The sequence below is a fragment of the Pseudomonas rhizoryzae genome (assembly GCF_005250615.1).
Classification (GTDB): Bacteria; Pseudomonadota; Gammaproteobacteria; order Pseudomonadales; family Pseudomonadaceae; genus Chryseomonas; species Chryseomonas rhizoryzae.
The window spans coordinates 332,564-358,403 of record NZ_SULM01000001.1 but is presented as its reverse complement, the minus strand read 5'-3'; the positions used below and the strand labels follow the sequence as shown (position 1 = coordinate 358,403).

The window sequence follows — 25,840 nt, the reverse complement described above, 5'->3', positions numbered from 1 at the left end:
CGCGAGGTTTCTCTCAATGAGTATTCGTATTGCCATCAACGGTTTTGGCCGCATCGGCCGCAATGTATTGCGGGCGCTGTACACCGAAGGGTATCGGCAGGACCTGGAGGTCGTGGCCATCAACGACCTCGGCGACGCCGCCATCAACGCCCATCTCCTACAGTATGACAGCGTCCATGACCGTTTCCCGGCCGAGGTGTCCGTCGAGGGCGACAAACTGGTGGTCAATGGCGATCGCATCGCCGTCACCGCCATCCGCAATCCGGCCGAGCTGCCCTGGAAGGACCTGAAGGTCGACGTGGTGTTCGAGTGCACCGGCCTCTTCACCAGCCGCGACAAGGCCGCCGCCCACCTGAGCGCCGGCGCCTCCAAGGTGATCATCTCCGCGCCCGGCAAGGACGTGGACGCCACCATCGTCTATGGCGTCAACGACAGCATCCTGCGCCAGTCGCACCAGATCATCTCCAACGCCTCTTGCACCACCAACTGCCTGGCGCCGGTCGCCCAGGTGCTGCAGCGCGAGCTGGGTATCGAGAATGGTCTGATGACCACCATCCATGCCTACACCAACGACCAGAACCTGTCGGATGTCTACCACTCCGACCCCTTCCGCGCGCGTTCGGCCACCCAGTCGATGATCCCGACCAAGACCGGTGCCGCCGAAGCCGTCGGCCTGGTACTGCCGGAGCTGCAAGGCAAGTTCAGCGGCATGGCCGTACGCGTCCCGACCATCAACGTGTCGCTGGTGGACCTGACCATCCAGACCGCCAAGGAAACCGACGCCAAGACCATCAATGCCTTCATGAAGGCCGCCGCCGAAGCTTCGCCGGTGCTGGGCTACAACGACAAGCCGCTGGTTTCCATCGACTTCAACCACAACCGCCTGTCGTCGATCTTCGACGCCAACCACACCAAGGTGAGCGGCAAGCTGGTGAAGATCATGGCCTGGTACGACAACGAGTGGGGTTTCTCCAACCGGATGCTCGACACCTGCAAGGCGCTGGTCAACGCGCCGGCCTGAGGTTCCTAGGTCGTGCAGAAAAGCGCCTTCGGGCGCTTTTTTCGTTTTGGGCGGGAATGTTGGGCTTCGCTGCGCTCAGCGCCAACCTACGGGAGTGCGGGAGTTAGCGAGCCGTAGCGTGGAAAACGGTGCAGCCTTTTCCGCTCGGGCATTCACCGTGAAACGCGCCCTCACCCCAGCCCTCTCCCCGAGGGAGAGGGGGCTATCCGAGCGAGGGATCGTCTTCCGGGGTCAGGGGAACTCCGTAGCGTGGAAAACGGCGCAGCCTTTTCCGCTTGGCATTCACCCTGAATCGCGCCCTCACCCCAGCCCTCTCCCCGAGGGAGAGGGGGCTATTCGAGCGAGGGGTCGTCTTCCGGGGTCAGGGGAACACCGTAGCGTGGAAAACGGCGCAGCCTTTTCCGCTCGGGCGTTCACCGTGAAGCGTGCCCTCACCCCAGCCCTCTCCCCGAGGGAGAGGGGGCTGTTCGAGCGAGGGATCGTCTTCCGGGGTCAGGGGAACACCGTAGCGTGGAAAACGGCGCAGCCTTTTCCGCTTGGGCATTCACCGTGAAACGCGCCCTTACCCCAGCCCTCTCCCCGAGGGAGAGGGGGCTGTTCGAGCGAGGGGTCGTCTTCCGCAGACCACCATGGCCGCGCCGGACCTGTAGGTTGGGTTGAGCGCAGCGAAGCCCAACGGGCCAGGCTCAAACCTCGTCTTCCTCGTCCACCGCCTGGCGCAGGTCGTCGAAGTCGGTCTTGAGGCCGGTCTCCATGGCGTCCAGCTCGGTGAGCAGGGTGCGGAAGCTGGTGCGCTCGGGGATCACCAATGTGCCCTCTTCTTCCTCCGCGCCTCCTACTTCCAGGGCCGCCAGGCTCAGTTCCGGGTCCTCCAGCACCGAGGCCGGCTCGGGTTCCAACTGGCGGACCTCGGCCAGCGGCGGCAGTTGGTCGAGGCTGCGCAGGTCGAAGTAGTCGAGGAAGGTCTTGGTGGTGGCGAACATGGCCGGTCGACCGGGGACGTCGCGATAGCCGACCACGCGGATCCAGTCGCGCTCCAGCAGCGTCTTGACGATCTGGCTGTTGACCGCCACGCCACGCACCTCCTCGATCTCGCCGCGGGTGATGGGCTGGCGGTAGGCGATCAGCGCCAGGGTCTCCAGCATGGCGCGGGAATAGCGCGGTGGCCGTTCCTCCCACAGCCGCCCGACCCAGGGCGCATATTTTTCGCGTACCTGCAGGCGATAGCCGGAGGCCACCTCCTTGAGTTCGAAGCCGCGCTTGCGACAGGAGCCGCCGAGCACGGCGAGGCCCGCACGCAAGTGGGCGGGCTCGGGGCGTTCGTACTCGTCGAAGAGTTCGGCCAGGCGCTCCAGGGTGAGCGGACGGCCAGCGGCGAGCAGGATGGCTTCCAGCAGCGGCGCCAGTTGCTTGGGATCGGTGTAATTCATGGGCGGCGATGATAAGGCCGGGCGCGGGCGACGCCAAATCGGAGCTGCCAGGACTGGCCAGATCCGTGGGGTCTTTGACCTTGTCGCCAGACAGGGGCGAAGGCATGCTCGGCGCATCGCCATGGAGAGCCCTCATGCCGCTCATCGCTTCCCTGCTTTACCCCGACGTCATGAGCCTGGACGTCACCGGCCCGTTGCAGGTGTTCGCCTCGGCCAACCTGGAGCGCGAGCGGCAGGGATTGCCGCCCCACTACGAGCTGCGCCTGCTGGGTGCCGTCGAGGGTCTGGTGCGGACCTCGGCCGGCATCGGCATCCAGGCGGAACAGGGCTGGTACGAGATCGATATCGAGCAGGTGGATACCCTGCTGATCCCCGGCGGCGTGGGGATCGGCGCCCTGCGCCAGGACCCCGGTCTGCTGGCCTGGCTGCGTGACCTGCAACCGCGGATACGTCGCCTGGGCTCGGTCTGCTCCGGTGCCTTGCTGCTGGCCAGCGCCGGCCTGCTGGATGGTCGGCGCGCCACTACCCACTGGGCCTACGTGGAAGAGCTCGCTGCCTTCCCCGCCATCGAGGTGCAGGGCGACCGGCTGCACACCTACGATCCGCTGGGACGCGATGGCGATCCCCAGGTGTTCACCTCGGCGGGCGTCACCGCCGGTATCGACTTGGCGCTGGCGCTGGTCGAGGCGGACCTGGGTCGGTCGCTGGCCTTGGCGGTGGCGCGGCGGCTGGTGATGTTCCTGCGTCGTCCCGGTGGCCAGGCGCAATTCAGCGCCTGCCTCGCGCCCGACCCGGGGCGGACGCCACGGCTGGCCGCCCTGCTCGACTGGATTCCCGGTCACCTGGGCGAAGACCTCGGCCTGGAACTCCTGGCCGAGCGAGCTCACATGGCACCGCGCACCCTGTCGCGGCTGTTCAGCCGCGAGGTGGGCATGGGGCCGGGTCGCTATGTCGAACAGGTCCGCCTGGAGACCGCGCGGGTGCTGCTGCAGGATGGCCAGGCTTCCATCGCCACGGTCTCGCGCCTGTGCGGCTTCGGCCACCCGGAGAATCTGCGGCGCACCTTCCACAAGCACCTGGCGGTAAGCCCCCAGGACTACGCGGCGCGCTTTGGCGCCTGATTCGAGGAGTGACGACCATGCTGGAGATGCGTACGGTTTGTGAACACTGCGCCTCTGCTCTACCCGCGGAGAGCGAGAACGCGGTGATCTGCTCCTACGAATGCACCTTTTGTAAGGACTGCGCCCAGGGGCCATTGCAGGGCCGCTGTCCGAATTGCCAGGGGGAGTTGGTCAAACGGCCGCGACGGGTGGTGAAGGAGCCAGGCAGTTAGGTGCGGGCCGCTCCTAAAGGCCGCCGTAGGTTGGGTTGAGCGCAGCGAAGCCCAACAGTGTCTCGGGACCCGGCAATGTTGGGCTTCGACGATAGAGCAGTCTCAACCCAACCTACGGTCTATCGCGGCCATGGCTGCGCTGAGCTATCCATTCTTTACCGCAACAACCCCGCCTCCGCCTTGATCGGCTCGGGGGTCGGCTCGCCCAGCAAGTCGAGCACGGCGATCTCCAGGCCGCGGCTGAGGGCATCCAGTGGCAGGTGGTTGGGCTGGGTGCCGAAGGGATCGGCGATCTGGTCACCCAGGGCGTCCAGGCCGAAGAAGGTGTAAGCCAGTACCAGCACCGCCAGCGGCGTGAACCAACCCAGGCTGTCCACCAGGCAGAACGGCAGCAGGAAGCAATAGACGTGCACCACCCGGTGCAGCATCAGGATGTAGGGATAGGGAATGGGCGTCTGGCGGATGCGTTCGCAACCGCTGAGCACCGTGGTCAGCCGGTTCAGTTGCTCATCGATATTGGCGATCAAGGGATCGCCCAGTCCTTCGCGCCTGCTGCAGGCGATCAGTTCGGTGCCGAATCGGCGGATCAGGGCGCTGGGTCTATGCGGCGCCGCCAGCAGCCCCTCTTCCCCTTGCAACAGCCGTTGCAGATCGGCGGACGGCGACTCGCGCCGCAGGTGATCGCGCAGCGCATAGCCGAAGGCCAGCAGCGGCGTGAGCAGTCGACGCCGCTCGACCGCGCTCAGGCCGGGCAGCAGGGTCTCGACCTGTCGCGCCAGGTTGCGTCCGGCGATCAGCAGCTCGCCCCATAGGCCGCGGGCCTCCCAAAAGCGCTGGTAGGCGGTGGTGTTGCGAAAGCCGAGGAAGATCGCCAGGGTCAGGCCCCAGAGGGTCAGCGGCGTGGTGGTCAGGCCGAAGTCGAAGCTCAGGATGACGCCATGGCTCAGGGTCACCGCCAGGCTCAGCAGCACCACATAGAGCAGCTTGCGCCAGATGGCCTGGACGATGGAGCCGCGCACCGCGAACAGCAATTCCGGCAGCGAGGGATTCTGAGGACGGGTGATCATGGCGGGCCTGCTGCGGAGGTGAGACGCCATGCTGCCCGCCGGGTCAAGTTCCTCGCAAGGCTAGCCGTCGGCAGCCGGCGCCAGGTCGCCTCCTTGTCAACCGACCGATCTCTCGCCTACCCTTGCTGCTGCGCGCGTGCGCCCCTGGATCAGCAGACAGGGCCTAACTGAGCTGGCTTCCCCTTCATCCACCAAGAGGAGCCGCCATGTCGCGCCTGTGGATCCAGAACCCCCTCGCCGTTTTCACCGCCAATGACCAGGACGCCCGCGGCGGTCTGGTCGTCGACCAGGGCCTCATCACCGAACTGGTGCCAGCCGGCGGCCAGCCCCGCCAACCGGTCGCGACCACCTTCGATGCCCGTGAGCTGGTGCTGCTGCCCGGGCTGATCAATACCCACCACCACTTCTACCAGACCCTCACCCGCGCCTGGGCACCGGTGGTCAATCAACCCTTGTTTCCCTGGCTGCAACGGCTGTACCCGGTCTGGGCACGACTGACCGCCGACCAGTTGCACCTGGCCACCCAGGTGGCGCTGGCCGAATTGCTGCTCTCGGGCTGCACCACCGCGGCCGACCATCACTATCTCTTTCCCGACGGCCTGGAACAGGCCATCGACGTACAGGTGGCAGCCGCCGCCGACCTCGGGCTGCGGGTCCATCTGACGCGCGGCTCCATGAGCCTGGGCGAAGCCGAGGGAGGCTTGCCGCCGCAGTCCACGGTACAGCCGCCGGAGCTGATCCTGGCCGACAGCGAGCGCCTGGTCGCGCGCCATCACCAACGCGGCGCCGGCGCCCGGGTGCAGATCGCCCTGGCCCCCTGCTCGCCCTTCTCCGTGACGCCCAGCATCATGCGCGAGAGCGCGGAGCTGGCCAGGCGGTTGGACGTGCGGCTGCATACCCACCTGGCCGAGACCCTGGACGAGGAAGCCTTCTGCCAACAGCGTTTCGGGGTGCGCACGGTGGACTACCTGGACAGCGTCGGCTGGCTCGGCCCGCGTACCTGGCTGGCCCATGGCATCCACTTCGACGCCGCCGAGATCGCCCGCCTGGGCGCCGCGGGCACCGGCATCTGCCACTGCCCCCACTCGAACATGCGCCTGGCGTCCGGCATCTGCCCGACCCTCGACCTGGAGGCGGCGGGCGCCCCCATCGGCCTGGGCGTGGACGGCTCGGCCTCGGGCGATGCCTCCAATCTGCTGCTGGAAGCCCGCCAGGCGCTCTATCTGCAGCGCTTGCGCTACGGTGCCGAGTGCATCACCCCCGAATTGGCCCTGACGTGGGCCACCCGCGGTTCGGCACGACTGCTCGGCCGCGACGACCTCGGCGAGCTGGCAGTGGGCAAGCAGGCCGACCTGGCCCTGTTCCGGCTCGATGAGCTGCGCTTTTCCGGCAGCCACGATCCGCTGGCCGCGCTGCTGCTCTGCGGCGCCGATCGCGCGGACCGAGTGATGGTGGGCGGCGAGTGGCGCGTCATCGACGGTGCCATCGTCGACCTGGATGTAGCGGCCCTGATCGCCCGCCACCGGCAGGCCGCGTGCCGATTAATGGCCTAACCGAACAGCACCCCGACCAGGGCGCCACCCGCCAGCAGCCAGAGCGGATGCCAGCGGGTGAGCAGCGAGCCCAGCGCCGCCGCGACCAGCACCAGCACCCATAGCGGCGTGGTGGCCACGCTCGCGCCGACCAACCAGGCGCTGGCCATGATCAGGCCCACGGTGACCGGCACCAGGCCGGCCTGCAGATGGCGACGCCAGGGTCGTTCCTCGAAGCGACGCCAGGCCTGCAGCACCGCCATGACCAGGATCGACGAGGGGCCGAAGCAGGCAGCGGAGGTCACCAGCAGGCCAGACCAGCCGGCCACGTGCCAGCCGATCAGCGGCACGATCATCATGTTGGGACCGGGGGCCGCCCGGGCCAGGGCGAACAGCGCGGCGAAATCGGCATCGCTCATCCAGCCGTGCACCGCCACCACCTGGCGCTGCATTTCAGGCAGTACCGAGTTGCCGCCGCCGAAGGCCAGCAAGGAAAACTGGGCGAAGATCAGCGCCAGGGTCAGCAGGGTACCGTTCATAGCCCCCACCGATAGCTGAGCAGCACGCTGATGGGGGTGAGCAGCAGCATGGTCCACAGCAGCGGCAGCTGGAACAGCGCCAGGAGGACGAAGACCAGCAGAGCAATCCCCAGGGCCAGCCAGCGCCCCCGCAGCGGCTTGAGCAAGGTGATCGCCATGGCGACCAGCAGGCCGGCCGCTGCCGCAGCCAGGCCGGCGAAGGCACGGCCTACCAGGGGATCGTCGTGGTAGCGGTCATAGAGCACGCCCAAGCCGACCACCACCAGCGTCGGTCCGACCAGCAGGCCGGCGACCGCGGCCAGGGCGCCGCTGCAGCCAGCGAATCTCATGCCCACCGCCACCGACAGGTTGATGATGTTGCCGCCCGGCAGGAACTGGCAGAGGCTGAGCAATTCGGTGAATTCCTCAGCCGACAGCCAGCGCCGCTTCTCCACCAGATAGCGCCGCGCCAGGGGCAGCACCCCACCGAAGGCGGTGATGCCCAGGCTGAAGAAACCGAGGAAGAGATCGCGGCGACGGGGACGACTCGGGGTGGGGGCTGGGTCCATCGGCGTGCCTCTGCTTATAGCCAGAGCGACAACAATAGCGTGCCCGCCAGGCCAGTGAGAGACACCAGGGTCTGCAACACCGACCAGACCCACAGCGTCTGCTTGAGCTGCAGGCCGAAGTACTCGCGCACCATCCAGAAGCCGGCGTCGTTGACGTGGCAGAAGAACACCGAGCCAGCGCCGATGGCCAGGGCGACCAGCGACGCCTGGGGCCCGGCCAGCCCCGCCACCACCGGGGCCAGGATGCCGGCCGTGGTGGTGGTCGCCACCGTCGCCGAGCCGGTCGCCTGGCGCAGGGCCACGGCAATCAGCCAGGCCAGCAGGATATAGGGCAGATGGGCGAGTTCGGCCACCTTGGCCACGGTATGGCTGACGCCGGCATCCAGCAGCGTCTGCTTGAGGCCGCCGCCCGCGCCGATGGTGAGCAGCAAGGCGGCGATGGGCGCCAGGCTCTTGCGCAGCACCCCGCCTACCCGCTCGCGCGGCATGCCACTGCCCCAGCCGAGCAGCACGGTAGCTGCCAGCACGGCGAGGCCCAGGGCGATCAGGGGTTCGCCAAGGAATTTCAGCCCTTCCGCCAGACCACTGTGGGGATCGAGGGCGACCTTGGCGAAGGTGCTGCCCAACATCAGCAGCACCGGCAGCAGGATGACCAGCAGTGACAGGCCGAAACCCGGCTGGTGGGCGCCAGGCTCCCGGGCGCTGAACAGCTCGCCCAGCTCGGCCGGCGGCTGGATCACCATCCGCCGCGACAGCCAGCCGCCATAGAGCGGCCCGGCGAGGATCACCGCCGGCACGGCGATGACGAAGCCCAGCAGCATGGTCAGCCCTAGATCGGCGTGCAGCGCTGCCACCGCGATCAGCGGGCCGGGATGCGGCGGCAACAGCGCATGCAGGGTGGTCATGCCAGCCAGCGCCGGAATGGCGATGCGCAACAGCGGCTGGCCGGAGCGCTGCGCCATGACGAAGATGATGGGCACCATCAGTACCAGCCCGACTTCGAAGAACAGCGGCAGGCCGATCACCATGGCCACCAGCGCCATTACCCAGGGCAGGCTGCGCCCCTTGCCCAGCCCCAGCAGGGTACTGGCGATGCGATCGGCGGCGCCGGATTCGGCCATCAGCGCGCCGAGCATGGAGCCGAGGGCGATGATGATACCGGCCTCGCCGAGAATCCCGCCCGCGCCCTTGCTGAACGCCTTGGCCACCGCCTCGGCCGGCAGCCCGGCGCCCAGGCCGGCGATGAAGGTGCCGATGAGGATGGACAGGAACGGCGGCAGACGGGTGACGCCGATCAGGATGACGATGGCCAGGATGGCGGCCAGACAGCAGAAGATCAGCCGGGTGTCATGGGCGACCCAGGCGAGCGCAGCGGGATCCACAGGTGACTCCTCTTGTAACTTATTATTTCAAAGTCACCATACCCGAAGCGGTGCCGGTGGTACGACTGGAATCGAACTGCCACCTAAACAAATCCTGTCGCTTATTGCGCTTAGCTCGCGAACCTCAGCCGTTCCGTACGATCCTAGGCTCTGTACGAGCCTGTTCATAATCTCGCGAGCTAGAGCCAAACAAGGCGAAAATGGCTGAGGAAGCGGAGTTTACGAGTGGTAAATGAGCATTCCGAAGCCATTTTCAACGCGGTTTGGCCGACGCGCAGCAGATTTTGAACAGGCTCTAAGAAGAGTCGCCGAGCGCCGGGACTTTTCGTGCGGCGTCCAATAGCGGTCGGTCGTGACCGAATCCCCTCCCTTTGCTAGCAGGCGGTTGGCATGAACGAAACCTTTACCCTTTGGCAGCAGACCCTCGCCCAATTCCGTGACGGGACCGGCTCCACCCTGCCCACGCCTGGCAGTGGCTCGGCGGCCACCGTGGCGGCGGTGCTGGGGGTCGCGCTGGTCCTCAAGGGCTTGAAGATCAGCCAGCAACGGCAACCGGTGACCCGTCATGCCGAGCTGATCGCCCTGGGCGAGCGGCTGCAGGAAGCCTTGAGCACCTGCGCCGATGCCGATGTCCAGGCGTTCGCCAACTACCTGGAGGCGGATCGCCAGGCCAACGGCGCCGCCAGCGAGGAAGGCGAACGGCGCCAGCAGGCGCTCAACCTGGCCGCGGCCAACGCCATCCAGATTCCCATCGCCACGGCGCAACTGTGCCTGGAGGGCCTGGACCTCGCCGTCATCGCCACGCCGCTCACCGTCGAACCGCTACGCAGCGATGCCCTGGCGGGCGGTCGGCTGCTGCATGGGGCCCTGGGCGCGGTGCTCACCACGGTCGATGCCGACCGCAACGGCCTGAAATCCGGCGATGCCCGCGAAGCCGCCCGGCAGATGCGCGACAAGCTCCAGCAGCAGGCCGACCAGCGACTCGCCCAGCTGCGCGCCACTCCCGTTCCCCAGACCATGGGCTGACGGCTGATGCTGGCACGCCTGGGCTGGGTCCTACGGGGACTCCAGCGACGCCTCTGGTTTCGCGCCACGCTGTTCTCGGTCGCCGGGGTGGCGACCGCCCTGCTCGCCCTGCTGCTGCGCGACCATATTCCGGCGAGCCTGCCGGCCAAGATCGGCGCCGATGCCGTCGACAAGATCCTCACCATCATCGCCAGCAGCATGCTGGCGGTGACCACCTTTTCCCTGAGCACCATGGTGACGGCCTACAACGCCGCTGCCAGCGGCGTGACCCCGCGCGCCTATCCGCTGCTGCTGGAAGACAGCACCACCCAGAACGCCCTGGCCACCTTTCTCGGCTCCTTCCTGTTCAGCCTGGTCGGCATCATCGCCCTGAGCACCGGTCTCTATGGCGACAACGGCCGCGTGGTGCTCTTTGCCGTGACCCTGGTGGTCATCCTGCTGATCGTCTTCACCCTGCTGCGCTGGATCGACCACCTCTCGCGGCTCGGCCAGCTGGATGCCACCAGCGACAGCATCGAGGTGGCCGCCCAACACAGCCTAAAGCGTTGGTTGGCTACTCCATACCTGGGCGGAGTGGCCGCGCCGGTCGACGAGCCGCCACCGGGTCGCCCGCTGCTGGCCGACCGCACCGGCTACCTGCAACGAATCGACATGCCATTGCTGGCCGATCTCTGCGGCGAACAGGGTCGCCTGCGCCTGGCCGCCCTGCCCGGCGCCTTCGTCGACCCGGCGCAGCCGCTGCTCTGGGTCGAGGGCCTGCCGCCCGAGCAGGACGACCGCCTGCGCGCCGCCTTCACCCTGGACGTCCGTCGCCTGCACGACCAGGACCCACGCTTCGGCCTCACCGTGCTGGGCGAGATCGCCACCGGCGCCCTGGTGCCCTCGCGCAGCGACTCGGGCACCGCCATCGCCATCCTCGGTCGCGCCCAGCGACTGCTGACCATGCTCACCGAGCCCCGCGAACCGGTCGAACCCCTGTATCCGCGAATCGAGGTGCCGGAGCTGTCACTGGACGATCTGTTCGACGACTTCTTCCTGCCGGTGGGCCGCGATGCCGCGCCCCTGGTGGAGGTGGGCATGCGCCTGCAAAAAGCCCTAGCGCGCCTGGCGGTACAGGGTGATGCGCGGCTCAAGCGTGAGTGCCTGCGCCACTCCCGGTTGGCCCTGGCCCGCGCCGAGGCGACGCTCGGCCAGGCCGAGGACCGCGCCATCCTCCAGCAACTCGCGGCGGACGTCGAACGTCTCTGCCAGCCGACCGACGCTCGCGTGGCTTAGTCGAGCGCATTGGCCACCCCGTGCCCAGGCTGCCCGGGGCGGCTATCATGACGCGCTAGAGGAATTCCCATACGGCGACTGCTCATGATCGAAGTAACCGAACGCTCCATTGCCGAACTGCACGCCGCCCTGGAATCCGGCCAGGTCACCGCGGTGCAACTGGTCGAAGCCTATCTGGCCCGTATCGATGCCTATGACGCCCCCGGCACCGCCACCGCCCTCAACGCCGTGGTGGTGCGCAACCCGGAGGCCTTGGCCGAGGCCGCCGAAGCCGACCGCCGCCGCGCCCGCGGCGAGACCCTGGGACCGCTGGACGGCATCCCCTATACCGCCAAGGACAGCTACCTGGTCAAGGGCCTCACCGCCGCTTCCGGCAGCCCGGCCTTCAAGGACCTGGTGGCCCAGCGCGACGCCTTCACCATCGAGCGCCTGCGCGCCGCCGGCGCCATCTGCCTGGGCAAGACCAACATGCCGCCCATGGCTAACGGCGGCATGCAGCGCGGCGTCTATGGACGCGCCGAGAGCCCCTACAACGCCGGCTACCTCACCGCGCCCTTCGCCTCCGGTTCCTCCAACGGCGCCGGTACCGCCACCGCCGCCAGCTTCGCCGCCTTCGGCCTGGCGGAGGAAACCTGGTCCAGTGGTCGCGGCCCGGCCTCCAATAACGGCCTTTGCGCCTACACCCCCTCGCGGGGCGTCATCTCCGTGCGCGGCAACTGGCCGCTGACACCGACCATGGACGTGGTGGTGCCCTATGCGCGCACCATGGCCGACCTGCTGGAAGTGCTCGACGTGGTGGTGGCGGACGACCCCGACACCTCCGGCGACCTCTGGCGCCTGCAACCCTGGGTCCCGCTGCCCCAGGCCTCGGCGGTGCGCCCCGCGCGCTACCAGTCCCTGGCCACCGGCCCCAACGCCCTGGCCGGCCAGCGCCTCGGCGTGCCGCGCATGTTCATCAACCAGGATCCGGACGCCGGCACCAGCGAGAATCCCGGCATCGGCGGGCCCACCGGCCAGCGCATCCACACCCGCGACTCGGTGATCGCGCTCTGGGAGCAGGCCCGCGCCGCCCTGGAAGCCGCCGGCGCCACCGTGATCGAGGTGGACTTTCCGCTGGTCTCCAATTGCGAAGGCGACCGCCCTGGCGCGCCCACGGTGTTCAACCGCGGCATCGTCGCCAAGGAATTCCTCCACGACGAACTCTGGGACCTCTCCGCCTGGGGCTTCGATGCCTTCCTGCGCGACAACGGCGATCCCCAGCTGAATCGCCTGGTCGACGTCGACGGCGAGCTGATCTTCCCCCACGAACCCGGCACCCTGCCCAACCGTGAAGGCGATCTCGCCGCCGGCATGGCCGAATACGTGCGCATGGCCGAGCGCGGGCTCAAGTCCTGGGACCAGATCGCCACCCTCCCCGACGGCCTGCGCGGCCTGGAACGCACCCGCCAGCTCGACCTGGAAGACTGGATGCAGGCCCTCGGCCTGGACGCCGTGCTCTTCCCGACCGTGGCCGACGTGGCCCCCGCCGACGCCGACGTCAACCCGGCGTCCGCCGACATCGCCTGGAGCAACGGCGTCTGGGTGGCCAACGGCAACCTCGCCATCCGCCACCTGGGCGTGCCCACCGTCACCGTGCCCATGGGCCTGATGGCCGACATCGGCATGCCGGTGGGCCTGACCTTCGCTGGCCGGGCCTATGACGATTCCAACCTGCTGAGGCTGGCGGCGGCCTTCGAGGCGACCGGATCGAAGCGGGTGGTGCCGCCGCGGACGCCCCCTCTCGTCGACGTCGCACCCTGAGGCACGAAGCACAACGGGTGACCACTCGGGCTGGAACCGGCTAAGCCGCAAGGGCGTGGCGGGTTCCAGCCTTGGACCTGCCGCTCGGCCTTCGCCGTGAAGACCAGCGGCACACCGCGCCTCCTGGGCTGCAACAGCTTCACTGCTGGGGCGACTCCTCAGTAGCAACGCGTCGGTAAGCGCCGACCGACCTGGACGGTCATCCCCCCCGCCCCTCCCGCCCGCTAGCTCCCCCGCACGCCAGGCGCCACTCGACAGCGCTCGCGGCATACATCTTCTCCCACCGGCGCCGCCCTCCCGCTCGGGCACTTCCAACGCCAGGTACAGGGCCCCGAAGACCCCGCGCCCCAGTTCGCCGCGACGACCAGATCGCCATCGACCTCTGCTGATGCTTGAGCGAGCGAACACCGCTAACGCGCATATTTCATTTGACCTGAATCAAAATTGAAAATAAATTATATGAAATTGATTTACTTATATCGCACAGCGATACGAGGTAAGCAAATTGTACGATCCCCTAGTCAATTCCACTCCTGGTCGCGCTCAACCTCATTCGCCGTCCTACTGGGCGCAGACGGTCGCGACCGAGCCGCCTGATGACGGCGTATGGGCAGGAGAGCGGGAGGTCGAGGTCGCCATCATCGGCGGTGGTTACACCGGATTGAGCTGCGCTCTGCACCTGGCCAGGGACCATGGCGTCGAGGCGGTCGTCCTCGAAGCCAATCGCACGGCCTGGGGCTGTAGTGGGCGCAACGGCAGCTTCGCGCGCATCTCCGGCGGCCGCGTCCCCTTGAGTGAACTCATCACGCGTTACGGCGAGGATCTGGCCCGGCGCTACTTCGAGGAGATGCGTGCCGGGCTGGCCACCACCCGGGCGCTGATCGCCGAGGGCGACATCCAGTGCGATGCACAACCGGACGGCGCCTTCAAAGTCGCCAGCAAGGCCAGCCACCTGGAGGCGCTACGGCGCGAAGAGCGGCTCTACCAGGATGTACTCAAGTACCCTGCCCGCTTCGTCACCGCCGAAGACATCCAATCGGTGCATGCCGGCGCCGAGTCGTTCGGAGCGCTCCACATGCCCGATGGCTTCAGCCTGCACCCGCTGAAACTGGCGTGGGGCATCCAGCGTCTCGCCCGTCAGGCGGGTGCCAGGGTGCATCCCGGTTCGCCAGTCACCGACTGGACCAGCCACCCGACCGGCCACCGCCTGGTGACACCCAGCGGCGTGGTCCGGGCGCGTCGAGTAGTGGTGGCCACCAATGGCTATACCTCACCGCAGTTGCATGGTGAATTGGCCGGCCGAATCCTGCCGGTGCATTCTCAAATCATCGTGACCCGGCCGCTCAGCGACGAGGAACGGCGGCTGAGCATTCCGGGTACCGAGTGCCTCTTCGATACCCGCAACCTGCTGTTCTACTACCGTCGCCTACCGGACAACCGCATCCTCTTCGGCGGGCGTAGCGCCGTAAACGGCCGCGACGCCGAGAATCCCCTGCATCGCGAGCGGCTGCTGGCAGCGCTGGTGCGCAAGTTTCCCGTTCTGAACGGCATCCGCGTCGACTACAACTGGGGCGGCTGGGTGGCGGTTTCCCACAGTTCGCTCCCCCACTGCTATCGAGTGCCGGGGCTGCAAGACGTCTTCGCCGGGGGCGGCTATGCCGGCAGTGGCGTGTCCTTCTCCCTGCAGACCGGCAAGCGCCTGGCGCAGATGCTGGCCGGGGATGCCCAGCCCACCGCCGTGCCCTTCCTGCATCAAGCGCCCCAACGTTTTCCGCTGCAGCCCTTTCTGCGCCTGGGTCAACGCCTGGCCTACGCCTGGTATCGCTTCAAGGACGCCGAGTGACCTCGTTTTCACCTGGGAGATAGTGATGATCCACAAAGAATTCCTCATCGATGGCCAGTTGGTGACCGGCAACGGCGACCTCGAACCCGTGCTGGCACCAGCCGATGAAAGCCTCATCTATGAGCTGGCCAGCGCCACCGCAGCCCAGCTCGACGAAGCGGTAGACGCCGCCGAGCGCGCCTTTGCGGGCTGGTCCCGCACCCCTCCCGGAAAACGTGCGGGATTGCTACTCAAACTGGCCGACCGCATCGAGGCCAGCGCCCAGGAACTTGGCACCCTGGAAAGCCGCAATTGTGGCAAACCGCTGCAGAAGGCCATCCATCACGAGGTGCCCGCGGTGGCCGATGTCTTCCGCTTCTTCGCCGGCGCCTCGCGTTGCCTGCAGGGCAGCGCGGCGGGTGAATACGTGGAAGGCTCGACCAGCATGATCCGCCGTGACCCGCTGGGCGTCGTCGGCCTGATCGCCCCCTGGAACTATCCTCTGCTGATGGCCGCCTGGAAACTCGCCCCGGCCCTGGCCGCCGGCAATACGGTCGTCTTCAAGCCGTCCGAACTCACCCCCCTGACCGCCCTGTACCTGGCACGCCTCTGCGCCGAGATCTTCCCGCGTGGGGTGGTGAATATTCTCTCCGGGCGCGGCGCGACCCTGGGCGCCCAACTTTCCGCCCATCCCAAGGTGCGCATGGTGTCGGTCACCGGTGACATCGGCACCGGCCAGGCGGTGGTCAAGGCCGCGGCAGGCAACCTCAAGCGAACCCACCTGGAGCTGGGCGGCAAGGCGCCGGTGCTGGTCCTGGCGGATGCCGATGTCCAAGCCGTAGCGGCCATGCTGCGCACCGGGGGCTATTACAACGCCGGGCAAGACTGCACCGCGGCCTGTCGCGTCTATGTCGCCGCTGCTCGCCAGGACGAGTTCCTCGAAGCGCTGCACCGTGAGGTCGCCGGCCTCAAGGCAGGTCATCCGGAAGATCCCGCCAGTGACTTCGGCCCCCTGATCAGCCGCCGCCAGCAGGAACGGGTCCAGGGTTTCGTGCAGCGCGCCCGCGAGCTGGCGCATAGCGAGGTCGTCCTGGGCGGCGCCCCTCAGGAGGGACCAGGCTTCTTTTTCCAGCCCACGGTCATCACCGGCGTCCGCCAGGAGGATGAGATCGTGCAGAAGGAGGTGTTCGGCCCCGTGGTCACCGTGACCCGCTTCGACGACGAGGACCAGGTGCTCGACTGGGCCAACGACAGTGAGTACGGCCTCTCCGCCTCGTTCTGGACGCGGGACGTCGGCAAGGCGTTGCGGCTGTCGAGCCAACTGCACTATGGCTGCGTCTGGGTGAACCAGCACATGACCCTGGCCACCGAGATGCCCCATGGCGGGCTGCGCCAATCGGGCTACGGCAAGGACCTGAGCATGTATGGTCTGGAGGACTACACCAACGTGCGCCACATCATGATCAAGAACGCCTGATCGTCAGGCGTTCGCATCCATAAAGAATGTAGGGAAAGCTATCCGGACAGGACGTCCGAGTGTTTCGCCTCAACTGCCTAACTAAAACAAACCAGGGGTCGAATGATGAAACGGATTAATTGGTCGAACGTCACGTTGGCAATCGCGGTCGGAGTCGTCACCGTTCAGAGTGAAGCGGCTCAAAGCATCACCTTCGCGGGTTGGGGCGGCGCCCTTCAGGATGCCGAGCGCAAGGCCTATCTAGAGCCTGCCGCGAAGCACCTCGGGGTAACCATCAAGGAAGACACCATGGATGGCCTGGCGGCGGTGCGCGCCCAGGTCATGTCGGGCAAACCCGAATGGGACGTCGTCGAGCTGGCCTCGAACGACTGTGTCCTGGCGGAAGCCCAGGGCCTGACCGAGCCGCTGGATTACTCGGTCATCAATGTCGACGGTGTCGACCCCAAGCTGCGGGGCAAGAACTGGATCGCCAGCAACGCCTATTCGACCGTGCTCGCCTGGACCACGGAGAAGGACGCGGCCAAGGTCCGCACCTGGAAGGAATTCTTCGATCCCGCGGTGAAAGGCCCGCGCGCCCTCTACCGGCAGCCCTTCACCACCCTGGAGCTGGCGCTCATGGCCGATGGGGTGGCGCCCAAGGACCTCTATCCACTGGACGTGGACCGCGCCTTCAAGATCCTGGAGCGGATCAAGCCGCAGGTGGTGAACTGGTGGAGCAGCGGCAGCGACTCCGCCCAACTGCTGCGCAGCCGCGAGGTCGACTTCCTGTCGATCTGGGCCTCGCGGGTCGATGATCTGAAAAAGTCCGGCGCCCCCGTCGATTACACCTACGACCAGGCACTCGTGGACTATGACTGCGTGGTGGTACCCAAGGGCGCGCGCAACAAGGCCGGGGCGATGCAACTCATCGCCCAGATCATGTCGCCCGAGAGCCAGGCGAAGCTGGTCACGCTGATCCCCAATCCGCCCATTAACACCAAGGCCTACGACACCGGCATCATTCCAGCGGAGCTGGCGGCCACCTTGCCGACCGCACCGGCCAATGCCGCCAAGACCGCGCTATTCGATCCGCGCTGGTGGCAGGATCACCAGGCCGAGCTGCAACGTCGGTTCGACCTCTTCATCCAGAACTGACGCAGGACGCAGGCTGCGCTGCCCCTCTCGGCTGACGAGAGGGGCTTGGGCCGCGGCCCCTTACGCTTTCGTTTACCGACCTTTGGCCTCGGGCTCGATCATGGCAAAAGATACCCAGCACTCCCTTTCGATCGACATCGAGCATGTCACCAAGACCTACGACAGCTTCGCGGCCTTGGATGACGTGTCGCTCAGTATCCGCAGTGGCGAATTCCTCTCGCTGCTCGGCTCTTCTGGCTCGGGCAAGACCACCCTGCTGATGGCGCTGGCGGGCTTCGTGCGTCCCGATGCCGGCAGCATCCGCTTCGGCGGCCGCGAGATGGTGTTCGAGCCACCGCACAAGCGTGACCTCGGCATGATGTTCCAGAACTACGCCCTGTTCCCGCACATGGACGTCTTCCAGAACGTTGCCTATCCGCTAAAGCTGCGTGGCTATGGACGCGACGACATCCGGCGCCGGGTACAGGAAGCCCTCGAACTGGTCGAACTGGACCAGCTCGTGGCGCGCAAGATCAACGAGATGTCGGGTGGACAGCGGCAACGCATCGCCCTGGCACGCGCCATCGTCTTCGAGCCCAAGGTTCTGCTCATGGACGAACCGCTCTCGGCGCTGGACAAGCGCCTGCGCGAGGCCATGCAGCTGGAGCTGCGCAGGTTGCACGAGCGCCTGGGCATGACCGTGGTCTACGTGACCCACGATCAGCGCGAAGCCTTGACCATGTCCGACCGGATCGCGGTCATGAGCCAGGGGCGCATCCAGCAGATCGATACCCCGAAACGGCTCTACGAACGGCCGGTCAATCGCTTCATCGCCGAGTTCGTGGGTGAGTCGTCATTCCTGCCGGTGACGGTTCGCGACGGTCGCACCTGGTTCCAGGATCAGCTCCTCGAAGCGACGCTCAGCACCAGCGGCCTCCAGCGCCCGAGCCTCCTGCTGCGCCCGGAAAAATTACGTTTCGTCAGTGACCAGGACAGCGCCTTCAACCGCTTCCGTGGCACCATCACCGATGTCATCTACCAGGGCGAAAGCCAACTGATCCAAGTCGACTTGGGTCAAGGTCAGCTGACCACGATTCGCCGGCCCTCGCGCACCGACCACGCGCCGCCGCCCGCCCGCGGTGATCGCGTCACCCTCGGTCTGCACCCGCAGGACACCTACGTGGTGGGAGAATAGCGATGGCCCTCGATGCCCAACAGCCCATGCACCAGAACGCCTTGCGCCGCGCCGCCCGCCGTCATGGCTGGCTGCTCATGTCGCCCCTGGTCCCGGCCCTGCTGTTGATCCTGGTGACCTTCGTCGTACCGATCGGCTGGCTGTTCGGCTTGTCGCTGTTCGACGCCGATGGGCAGCTGACCGTGGACAATTACAGCCGCTTGCTGCAACCCATCTATGTGCTCGCCTTTACCCAGACCTTCAAGATCAGCCTGATCGTGACCCTGGTCTGCGTGCTGATCGGCTATCCGTTCGCCTATTTCATGGTGCACGGCAACAAGGTCTTCGCCGCTATCGCCATGGGCGTGCTGCTGATCTCGCTCTGGACCTCGCTGCTGGTACGGACCTATGCCTGGCTGGTGCTGCTGCAGCGACGCGGCGTGGTCAACGACATTCTGCTGAGTCTGGGGCTGATCGACACGCCCCTGACCCTGGTGCACAACCTGACCGGCACCATCATCGGCATGACCCATATCATGCTGCCCTACCTGGTGCTGCCGCTGTACGCCTCCATGAAGAGCATCGATCCGATCTACACCCAGGCCGCCGCCACCTTCGGCGCTTCACCGGCCAGGGCCTTCCGCGACGTCTTCCTGCCGCTGTCGCTACCGGGCCTCGCCGCGGGCGCGACGCTGGTCTTCGTGCTGAGCCTGGGTTTCTACGTCACTCCGGCCCTGCTCGGCGGCGGCAAGGTGCAGATGCTCTCGATGCGCATCGAGAGCGATGTCGCCCAGTATTCGAACTGGGGCGCCGCCTCGTCGCTGGGGGTGGTGCTACTGGTGGCGACGTTGCTGATCCTGTTCCTCGCGCAGAAGCTCGCGAACCTTGGCAAGCGGGGTAACTGAATCTATGCATCCCTCTCTCTCCCGCATGCTTGGCGAGCTGGCACGTCGCGTCTGGCTGTATCTGTTGATCCTGGCGACCCTGATCTTCCTGGTCACGCCGACGCTGATCGTGTTGCCGATGTCCTTCTCGGATGCACGCTATCTGTCGTTCCCCCCCAAGAGCTTCAGCCTGCAGCCCTTTCTCAACTACTTCGCCTCGATCGAATGGCGCACCGCGACGACCATTTCCCTCACTACCGCCTTCCTGACCATGGTGCTGGCGACCACCCTAGGCACCGCGGCGGCCTATGCCTTGCACAATAGCCAGCAGCGCTACCTGGGCGCGCTGCGTGGGCTGATGATGGCGCCGATGATCGTGCCGACCATCTTCACCGCCATCGGTTTGTTCTTCATCTATGCCAGGCTCGGACTCAACAACAGCATCCCCGGCCTGGTGCTGGCTCATACGTTGCTGGCGCTGCCCTATGTGATCATCAACGTCGGCGCCGGACTCAAGAGCTACGACATGACCCAGGAGCACGCTGCGTGCATCCTCGGTGCCACGCGCTTGCGGGCCTTCTTCGACGTGACCTTGCCGCAGATTCGCTTTTCCATCATCGCGGCGGCCATGTTCGCCTTCGCCGTATCCCTGGATGAAGCCGTGGTCTCCATCTTCATCAGTGGGGGCGATAGCGCGACCCTGACCAAGCGAATGTTCAGCTCGCTGCGGTCCGAGATCGATCCGGTGATCGCGGTGGTCGCGACCCTCATGACGCTGCTGTCCATCGTCATGCTGGCGGTGAGCCTGATCGCCCAGCGCCGCAACAAGCGTGGAGGTGCCGCTTGAGCCAGCCAGCATTGCGCCTACCGGGCGCACAGGGCCAACCCCTGAGTTTCTTCTGGAACGGCAGGCGCTTGGCTGCCCTGACTGGCGACAGCGTCGCCGAGGCCCTGCTGGCCAACGGCATCCGCACCCTGGCCTGGACGCGCAAGTCCCATCGCCCCATGGGTCTGTCGGGGATCTACGTCAATGGAGTGCTGGCACGGGTCGATGGGGTGCCCAATGTACGGCTCGACCAGTGTCCGGTCCGCGATGGCATGAGGGTGGAAATGCAGAACTGCTGGCCGAGCCCGCGCTTCGACCTCTTGCAACTGAGCCGGGCGCTGCCCGCACGCTGGATCCAGGGTGGCTTCGAACATACCAATCTGGTGCCCAGCGGCGGTCGCCTGTTTCAACATTGGGAGCGCCTGCTGGCCTTCCTCGCCGGGGTGGCGAAGCCGTCCAGCGACCGCCGCCAGGTGGCGATACCGCCGGCTACCAAGGTCGTGACCGAGGTGCTGGTGATAGGTGCCGGCCGGTCGGGCTGCGAGGCCGCCAATGCCGCGGCCCGGCAGGGCAAGACCGTGGTGCTGGTCACCCGCGACGAGCGGATCGGCCGCGCTGCGCTCAATGCCGGCCGTCCCGTTCCCGAGCTCGATCCCCGGGTGCAGTGCCTGTTCGGTATCGAGGTCTTCGGTGCCTATCGCGAGGGGAAGCTGCTGGTCGGCGCCCCCCTGGATACCTCTCGGGGTGCCATCGCCTTCGCGGCCACCCAGGTGATCCTGGCGACCGGCCGCCGGGCTGCCGTCCCCCTGGTGGGTGGTGCCTGGCTGCCTGGCGTCATGGATGCGCGGACCGCCCTGGCATTGGCGACGGAACGGCGAATCGCGCCAGGATTGGCAGTCGCGGTGGTCGGCGATGATGACGCTGAAGAGGTCGCGAACCGGTTGCGGGCCCTGGCGGTGAACGTGGTACTGGTCGGCGATGTCCAGCGGCTGCGCCGCATCCGGGGCCACGACCGGGTGCGCGGTATTCACTTGCAGGGCAACAGGCGTTGCGATGCGGTGGTCTTCGCCGGGCCGACGACGTTCGACGACAGCCTGAGCTTCCAGGGTGGCGCTCAAGGGCGCCTGCAGTTGCGCACCGGGGCGGACCCTTTCATCCGCGTCGGCTCGGCGAGCCTCGACGAGCAACGCCTGCCACCACCCTATGATGCGAGTGCCCTGCTCTGCCCTTGCTTCGACGTGTCGGCAGCCGAGGTCGATGCGCTGCTCGACCAAGGTATCCAGGATCTGGAAGTCATCAAGCGCCTGACCTCCTGCGGCATGGGCCCCTGCCAGGGCCAACCCTGCTGGCATTCGCTGCGGGAGTTCGTCGCCTGGCGCCTGGGTACCACCCCGGAACGGCTGAGCAAACCCAGCTTGCGGCCGCCACGGCGCGCCATCACGGTCGCCCAGGCGGCGGGCCTCGCCGATGTCGTGGAGCCTCTGCAATGACTCTTGAACGGCTACCGGAACGCTGCTCGGTGTTGATCGTCGGCGGTGGGATCCAAGGTCTTTCCCTGGCGTTCAGCCTGGCGGAGCGTGGGCTCAAGGACGTGCTGGTACTGGACGCCGGCTATTGGCAAGGCGGCGCCTCCGGGCGCAATGGCACCCTGATCCGTGGCGCCTTCAGTTCCGTGGAATGGACCCGCTTCTTCGCCTATTCCTCCGAGTTGTGGCACGGCCTGTCCAGGCGGCTGGGCGAGAACGTCATGTACTCGCGCCGTGGCTACACCATGGTCGGCGAACGGGACAGCACGGCGCAATTGTTGGACCGCACGCTGCGGGTGCACCAGGAGTGCGGGATCAACTCACACCTGCTGAGCCCGGCGCAGCTGCGCGGCGTCCTGCCCGCCCTGGCCCACGAGCGAGTGAGTGCCGCACTGCACCTGCCCGATAGTGGCGTCGCCCCGCATCACGCGGCCATGCACGCCTATCGCCAGGCCTGCGAACGACTTGGCGTACGCATTCTCTATCGCAGCCGGGTCACGGCGATCGACTACGGCGCCGGGCGGGTATCAGGCGCCTGGGTGGGTCAGCAGCACGTCTTGACCGATACCCTGGTGCTGGCGGGCGGAGCGGACAGCAATGCCCTCGCCGAACTCGTCGGGGTGCCCTTGGATGGCTATCCGATGCGCCTGGAAGCCATGGCGCTGGAGCCCACCCGCCCGCTGATCGGCCCTGCGGTGGCCTTGCTGGATCGGTTGTGCTACCTGCATCAAACCGCCCGGGGCGAGGTGGTGGGCGGCGCCGAAGTCGCCGAGCGCCCCCAAGACACCCTCAATGCCGATGTCCCGGTCATGGCGGCGACCGCGAAAGCCTATCTGGAGATGTTTCCACAGCTGGGCGAGGCCCGTATCCTCCGCCAATGGGCCGGGCTCGTACATATCTCCAAGGACTTCGGCCCCTTGCTGGGTGCCCATCCAGCCCTGGCCGGGCTATTCATCTCGGCGGGCTGGTGCTACGGCCATGCGGGTGCGCCCGCCGCTGGCGACCTGCTGGCCAAGGCCATCGTCGACGGGGTGGTCGATGAGCGTATGCAGCCCTTCGCCGTCGACCGCTTCGACCGGGGCTGCCCGGTGATCGAGCCCGGCATCGTCCTGAGCCACTTTGAATGAATACCCAACGCCTGGAAGAGACTATGGCCGCAGTGGCACCGGCCCGAGAGCGTCCTTCCCGGCGCATACCGACAAGGATCAAGCCCATGAGTGACGCGGAAGACTCGCCACTGTTCGTGACTGCCCTGGCCAAGGGGCTAGCGGTGATCACCGCTTTTCGCAGCAGCCGGCCCACCATGAATCTCGTCGAATTGGCCGAGGCCACCGGGCTGAACAAAAGCACGGTGCAGCGCTCGGTGTTCACCCTCGAGGCCTTGGGCTACGTGTGCAAGGAGGCGGATTCCAAGCGCTATCGCCTTACCCCTCGCTCGCTGGACCTGGGCACCGGCTATCTGCAAACCAGCAGCCTGGTCGGGCTCTCCACGCCCTACCTGCACGAACTCAATCGCGGCACCGAGGAAAGTTGCAATCTGCTGGAGCCCGATCAACAGGACATGATCTACGTGGCGCGCTTCCCGAGCCACAAGCAGATTTCCATTCACGTTCCCGTGGGCCGGCGGTTGCCGATGTATTGCACCTCGGCAGGTCGCGCCTATCTCGCCGCCCTGCCGAGCAGCGAATGCGAAAGCCTCCTGGCCGCCATAGAACCGGTGGCCTACACCGCCAACACCATCGTCGACCGTGAGCAATTGCGGCAGGTGATCGAACAGGCCCGCCGGGACGGCTACGCCTTCGCCAACGAAGAATTCTACGTGGGGGACATCAGCGTGGCGGCCGCGGTCGTCAACGCGGACGGCTATCCCCTGGGCGCCGTGAACGTCGCCGTGCCCTTCAGTCGCTGGTCGCTGGACCTGGTCAAGCGCGACCTCGCCCCCAAGGTCATCACCACCGCCCGATCCATTTCCAGCGCTGCCCGCAGCTTGCGCCCAGCCAGTTGATAGCGGCGGCTCGGCCGCCCGCTTCGAGTCACTGAAAAAAGCGCCCGAGTCGGCGCAGCGGCCTCGCTTTGCCTGCAAAAAGCGTCGCCACCCGTTATCGATTCGCCAACCCTGCCCTCCCGAGGAGCACACCATGCTGATTCAACGCTTCCAACCCAACAACGGCCGTCTCAGCCATGCCCTGGTTTACAACGGTATCGTCTACATCACCGGCCAAGTCCCAGCCGACCGGACCCAGGATGTCGGCGGCCAAACCAGCCAGGTCCTGGCGCGGATCGACGAACTCCTGGCGGAAGCCGGCTCAGACAAGTCCCATATCCTGTTCGCCCAGGTGTGGTTGAAGCATGCCGTGAAGGACTTCGCAGCCATGAATGCGGCCTGGGATGCCTGGGTTCCCAAAGATGCTCTACCGGCCCGAGCCACGGTCGAGGCCAATCTGGCGGCCGAAAACATCCTCGTCGAGATCGCCGTGCAGGCTGCGGTAAAGGCCTGATCCCGTCCCTGGCGCTCCTCTGCGCGGAGCGCCCGCCTTTCGTACAAGGAGTCCCTTCATGAGCCTCAAGCATCTCATCGGCGGCCAACTGGTCGACGGTGGCAGCCGCCGCGCACCGGTCTACAACCCGTCCACCGGCGCGGTGATCCGCGAAGTGCCCCTGGCCGATGCCGCCACCCTGCAGCAGGCCATAGACGCCGCCCAGGCCGCCTACCCGGCCTGGCGCAACACCCCGCCGGCCAAGCGCGCCCAGGTACTGTTCCGCTTCAAGCAACTGCTGGAAAGCAACGAAGACCGCCTGGTGCAGTTGATCAGCGAAGAACACGGCAAGACCCTGGAAGACGCCGCCGGTGAGCTGCGCCGTGGTATCGAAAACGTCGAATACGCCACCGCCGCCCCCGAGCTGCTCAAGGGCGAATACAACCGCAACGCCGGCCCCAGCATCGACACCTGGTCCGACTTCCAGCCCCTGGGTGTGGTCGCCGGCATCACCCCCTTCAACTTCCCGGCCATGGTGCCGCTGTGGATGTATCCGCTGGCCATCGCCTGCGGCAACACCTTCATCCTCAAGCCCAGCGAGCGCGATCCCAGCTCCACCCTGGCCATCGCCCAGCTGTTCGAGGAAGCCGGTCTGCCCAAGGGCGTGCTCAACGTGGTGCATGGCGACAAGGAAGCCGTGGACGGGCTGCTCGACGCCCCCGAGGTCAAGGCGCTGAGCTTCGTCGGCTCCACTCCCATCGCCGAATACATCTATGCCCGCGGTACCGCCAAGGGCAAGCGCGTCCAGGCCCTGGGCGGGGCCAAGAACCATGCGGTGGTCATGCCCGACGCCGACCTCGGCAACACCGTCAATGCGCTGATGGGCGCCGCCTACGGCTCCTGCGGCGAACGCTGCATGGCCATCTCGGTGGCGGTCTGCGTCGGTGATCAGGTCGCCGACGCCCTGATCGCCCGGCTGGTGCCGGAGATCGAGAAGCTCAAGGTCGGCCCCGGCACCCAATGCGGTCTGGACATGGGCCCGCTGGTTACCGGCGCGCACCTGGACAAGGTCACCGGCTACGTCGCCGATGGCGTGGCCGCGGGCGCCAAGTTGGTGGTGGACGGTCGCAGCCTCAAGGTCGCCGATCATGCAGAAGGCTTCTTCCTCGGCGGCTGCCTGTTCGACCAGGTCACCCCGGAGATGCGCATCTACCAGGAAGAAATCTTCGGGCCGGTGCTCTGCGTGGTGCGGGTCAAGAGCCTGGACGAGGGCATCGCCCTGATCAATGCCCACGAATACGGCAACGGCACCTGCATCTTCACCCGCGACGGCGAAGCGGCGCGGCGGTTCGCCGACCAGATCGAAGTGGGCATGGTCGGCATCAACGTACCCCTGCCGGTACCGGTGGCCTACCACAGCTTCGGCGGCTGGAAACGCTCGCTGTTCGGCGACCTCCACGCCTATGGTCCGGACGGCGTGCGCTTCTACACCCGCCGCAAGACCATCACCCAGCGCTGGCCGCAACGCGAAGCTCAAGAAGCCTCGCAGTTCGCTTTCCCCAGCAACGGCTGAATGGGCGGAACGCGC

23 protein-coding genes are annotated in these 25,840 nt (G+C 66.7%); 18 read left to right on the top strand and 5 right to left on the bottom strand.

The annotated features are described in order from the left end of the window. The first annotated feature begins 16 nt into the window (after nt 1-16). Nucleotides 17-1,021 (top strand): type I glyceraldehyde-3-phosphate dehydrogenase, encoded by a 1,005-nt coding sequence (gap, locus tag FAZ11_RS01570; RefSeq protein ID WP_058789843.1) that lies wholly within the window; start codon nt 17-19, stop codon nt 1,019-1,021. A gap of 686 nt (nt 1,022-1,707) precedes the next feature. On the opposite strand, the gene scpB is transcribed toward gap, so the two are convergent. Further along, nucleotides 1,708-2,451, bottom strand: coding sequence for an SMC-Scp complex subunit ScpB (gene scpB / locus FAZ11_RS01565; RefSeq protein ID WP_058762538.1), 744 nt, complete (start codon nt 2,449-2,451; stop codon nt 1,708-1,710). A 134-nt stretch (nt 2,452-2,585) separates the two neighbouring features. Between scpB and FAZ11_RS01560 the strand changes: the two genes are divergently transcribed. Both FAZ11_RS01560 and FAZ11_RS01555 read left to right on the top strand, forming a co-directional pair. Next, nucleotides 2,586-3,572: a GlxA family transcriptional regulator gene (locus FAZ11_RS01560; protein ID WP_058772999.1), complete on the top strand. Its 987-nt coding sequence runs from the start codon at nt 2,586-2,588 to the stop codon at nt 3,570-3,572. A 17-nt stretch (nt 3,573-3,589) separates the two neighbouring features. Further along, nucleotides 3,590-3,784: a DUF1272 domain-containing protein gene (locus tag FAZ11_RS01555; protein WP_074527996.1), complete on the top strand. Its 195-nt coding sequence runs from the start codon at nt 3,590-3,592 to the stop codon at nt 3,782-3,784. A 155-nt stretch (nt 3,785-3,939) separates the two neighbouring features. Here the strand turns inward: FAZ11_RS01555 and FAZ11_RS01550 are convergent, their stop codons facing one another. Beyond that, nucleotides 3,940-4,851 carry a bestrophin family protein gene (locus FAZ11_RS01550; protein WP_058773000.1) on the bottom strand — a complete coding sequence of 304 codons (912 nt, stop codon included), beginning with the start codon at nt 4,849-4,851 and terminating at the stop codon, nt 3,940-3,942. Between the two features lie 206 nt (nt 4,852-5,057). Between FAZ11_RS01550 and FAZ11_RS01545 the strand changes: the two genes are divergently transcribed. Then, nucleotides 5,058-6,404, top strand: a complete 1,347-nt coding sequence (locus tag FAZ11_RS01545; RefSeq protein WP_058773001.1) for an 8-oxoguanine deaminase — start codon at nt 5,058-5,060, stop codon at nt 6,402-6,404. Here FAZ11_RS01545 and FAZ11_RS01540 read toward each other — a convergent pair. Genes FAZ11_RS01540 through FAZ11_RS01530 form a run of 3 tightly spaced genes read right to left on the bottom strand, consistent with a single transcriptional unit; the run spans nt 6,401 to nt 8,852 of the window. Next, the gene (locus FAZ11_RS01540; protein ID WP_058782145.1) at nt 6,401-6,922 is read right to left on the bottom strand and encodes a chromate transporter; all 522 of its coding nucleotides are present in this window, start codon (nt 6,920-6,922) and stop codon (nt 6,401-6,403) included. The two genes, FAZ11_RS01545 and FAZ11_RS01540, sit on opposite strands and share 4 nt — an antisense overlap. Continuing rightward, nucleotides 6,919-7,470 (bottom strand): chromate transporter, encoded by a 552-nt coding sequence (locus tag FAZ11_RS01535; RefSeq protein ID WP_058774514.1) that lies wholly within the window; start codon nt 7,468-7,470, stop codon nt 6,919-6,921. Before FAZ11_RS01535 ends, FAZ11_RS01540 begins: the two co-directional genes overlap by 4 nt. A gap of 14 nt (nt 7,471-7,484) precedes the next feature. Further along, nucleotides 7,485-8,852: a GntT/GntP/DsdX family permease gene (locus FAZ11_RS01530; RefSeq protein WP_058787336.1), complete on the bottom strand. Its 1,368-nt coding sequence runs from the start codon at nt 8,850-8,852 to the stop codon at nt 7,485-7,487. A 390-nt stretch (nt 8,853-9,242) separates the two neighbouring features. Here FAZ11_RS01530 and FAZ11_RS01525 point away from each other — a divergent pair, with 390 nt between their 5' ends. From FAZ11_RS01525 to FAZ11_RS01460, 14 genes are all read left to right on the top strand, one after another. Beyond that, nucleotides 9,243-9,878 (top strand): cyclodeaminase/cyclohydrolase family protein, encoded by a 636-nt coding sequence (locus FAZ11_RS01525; protein ID WP_058762526.1) that lies wholly within the window; start codon nt 9,243-9,245, stop codon nt 9,876-9,878. A 6-nt stretch (nt 9,879-9,884) separates the two neighbouring features. Then, nucleotides 9,885-11,153: a DUF2254 domain-containing protein gene (locus tag FAZ11_RS01520; RefSeq protein ID WP_058774516.1), complete on the top strand. Its 1,269-nt coding sequence runs from the start codon at nt 9,885-9,887 to the stop codon at nt 11,151-11,153. An 84-nt stretch (nt 11,154-11,237) separates the two neighbouring features. Beyond that, nucleotides 11,238-12,953, top strand: coding sequence for an amidase (locus FAZ11_RS01515; protein ID WP_137279424.1), 1,716 nt, complete (start codon nt 11,238-11,240; stop codon nt 12,951-12,953). A gap of 505 nt (nt 12,954-13,458) precedes the next feature. Beyond that, nucleotides 13,459-14,796 carry an NAD(P)/FAD-dependent oxidoreductase gene (locus tag FAZ11_RS01510; RefSeq protein ID WP_058774507.1) on the top strand — a complete coding sequence of 446 codons (1,338 nt, stop codon included), beginning with the start codon at nt 13,459-13,461 and terminating at the stop codon, nt 14,794-14,796. Between the two features lie 28 nt (nt 14,797-14,824). Further along, complete coding sequence (locus FAZ11_RS01505; protein WP_420849688.1) at nt 14,825-16,252, top strand: gamma-aminobutyraldehyde dehydrogenase; 1,428 nt, start codon at nt 14,825-14,827, stop codon at nt 16,250-16,252. 105 nt (nt 16,253-16,357) lie between these two features. After that, nucleotides 16,358-17,386: an ABC transporter substrate-binding protein gene (locus FAZ11_RS01500; RefSeq protein WP_058774505.1), complete on the top strand. Its 1,029-nt coding sequence runs from the start codon at nt 16,358-16,360 to the stop codon at nt 17,384-17,386. A 100-nt stretch (nt 17,387-17,486) separates the two neighbouring features. Further along, a complete protein-coding gene (locus FAZ11_RS01495; RefSeq protein WP_058774504.1) occupies nt 17,487-18,560 on the top strand; it encodes an ABC transporter ATP-binding protein in 1,074 nt (357 codons plus the stop codon). 2 nt (nt 18,561-18,562) lie between these two features. Beyond that, the gene (locus FAZ11_RS01490) at nt 18,563-19,444 is read left to right on the top strand and encodes an ABC transporter permease (RefSeq protein WP_058762234.1); all 882 of its coding nucleotides are present in this window, start codon (nt 18,563-18,565) and stop codon (nt 19,442-19,444) included. Between the two features lie 4 nt (nt 19,445-19,448). Further along, a complete protein-coding gene (locus FAZ11_RS01485; RefSeq protein ID WP_058774503.1) occupies nt 19,449-20,270 on the top strand; it encodes an ABC transporter permease in 822 nt (273 codons plus the stop codon). Further along, a complete protein-coding gene (locus FAZ11_RS01480; protein WP_058774502.1) occupies nt 20,267-21,739 on the top strand; it encodes a 2Fe-2S iron-sulfur cluster-binding protein in 1,473 nt (490 codons plus the stop codon). The genes FAZ11_RS01485 and FAZ11_RS01480 overlap by 4 nt, the downstream gene beginning before the upstream one ends. Further along, complete coding sequence (locus FAZ11_RS01475) at nt 21,736-22,902, top strand: NAD(P)/FAD-dependent oxidoreductase (RefSeq protein ID WP_058774501.1); 1,167 nt, start codon at nt 21,736-21,738, stop codon at nt 22,900-22,902. Before FAZ11_RS01480 ends, FAZ11_RS01475 begins: the two co-directional genes overlap by 4 nt. 86 nt (nt 22,903-22,988) lie before the next feature. Beyond that, complete coding sequence (locus FAZ11_RS01470; protein ID WP_058762238.1) at nt 22,989-23,780, top strand: IclR family transcriptional regulator; 792 nt, start codon at nt 22,989-22,991, stop codon at nt 23,778-23,780. Between the two features lie 133 nt (nt 23,781-23,913). Next, complete coding sequence (locus tag FAZ11_RS01465) at nt 23,914-24,273, top strand: RidA family protein (RefSeq protein WP_058762239.1); 360 nt, start codon at nt 23,914-23,916, stop codon at nt 24,271-24,273. 58 nt (nt 24,274-24,331) lie between these two features. Continuing rightward, nucleotides 24,332-25,825, top strand: coding sequence for a CoA-acylating methylmalonate-semialdehyde dehydrogenase (locus FAZ11_RS01460; RefSeq protein ID WP_058774500.1), 1,494 nt, complete (start codon nt 24,332-24,334; stop codon nt 25,823-25,825). Nucleotides 25,826-25,840: the final 15 nt, after the last annotated feature.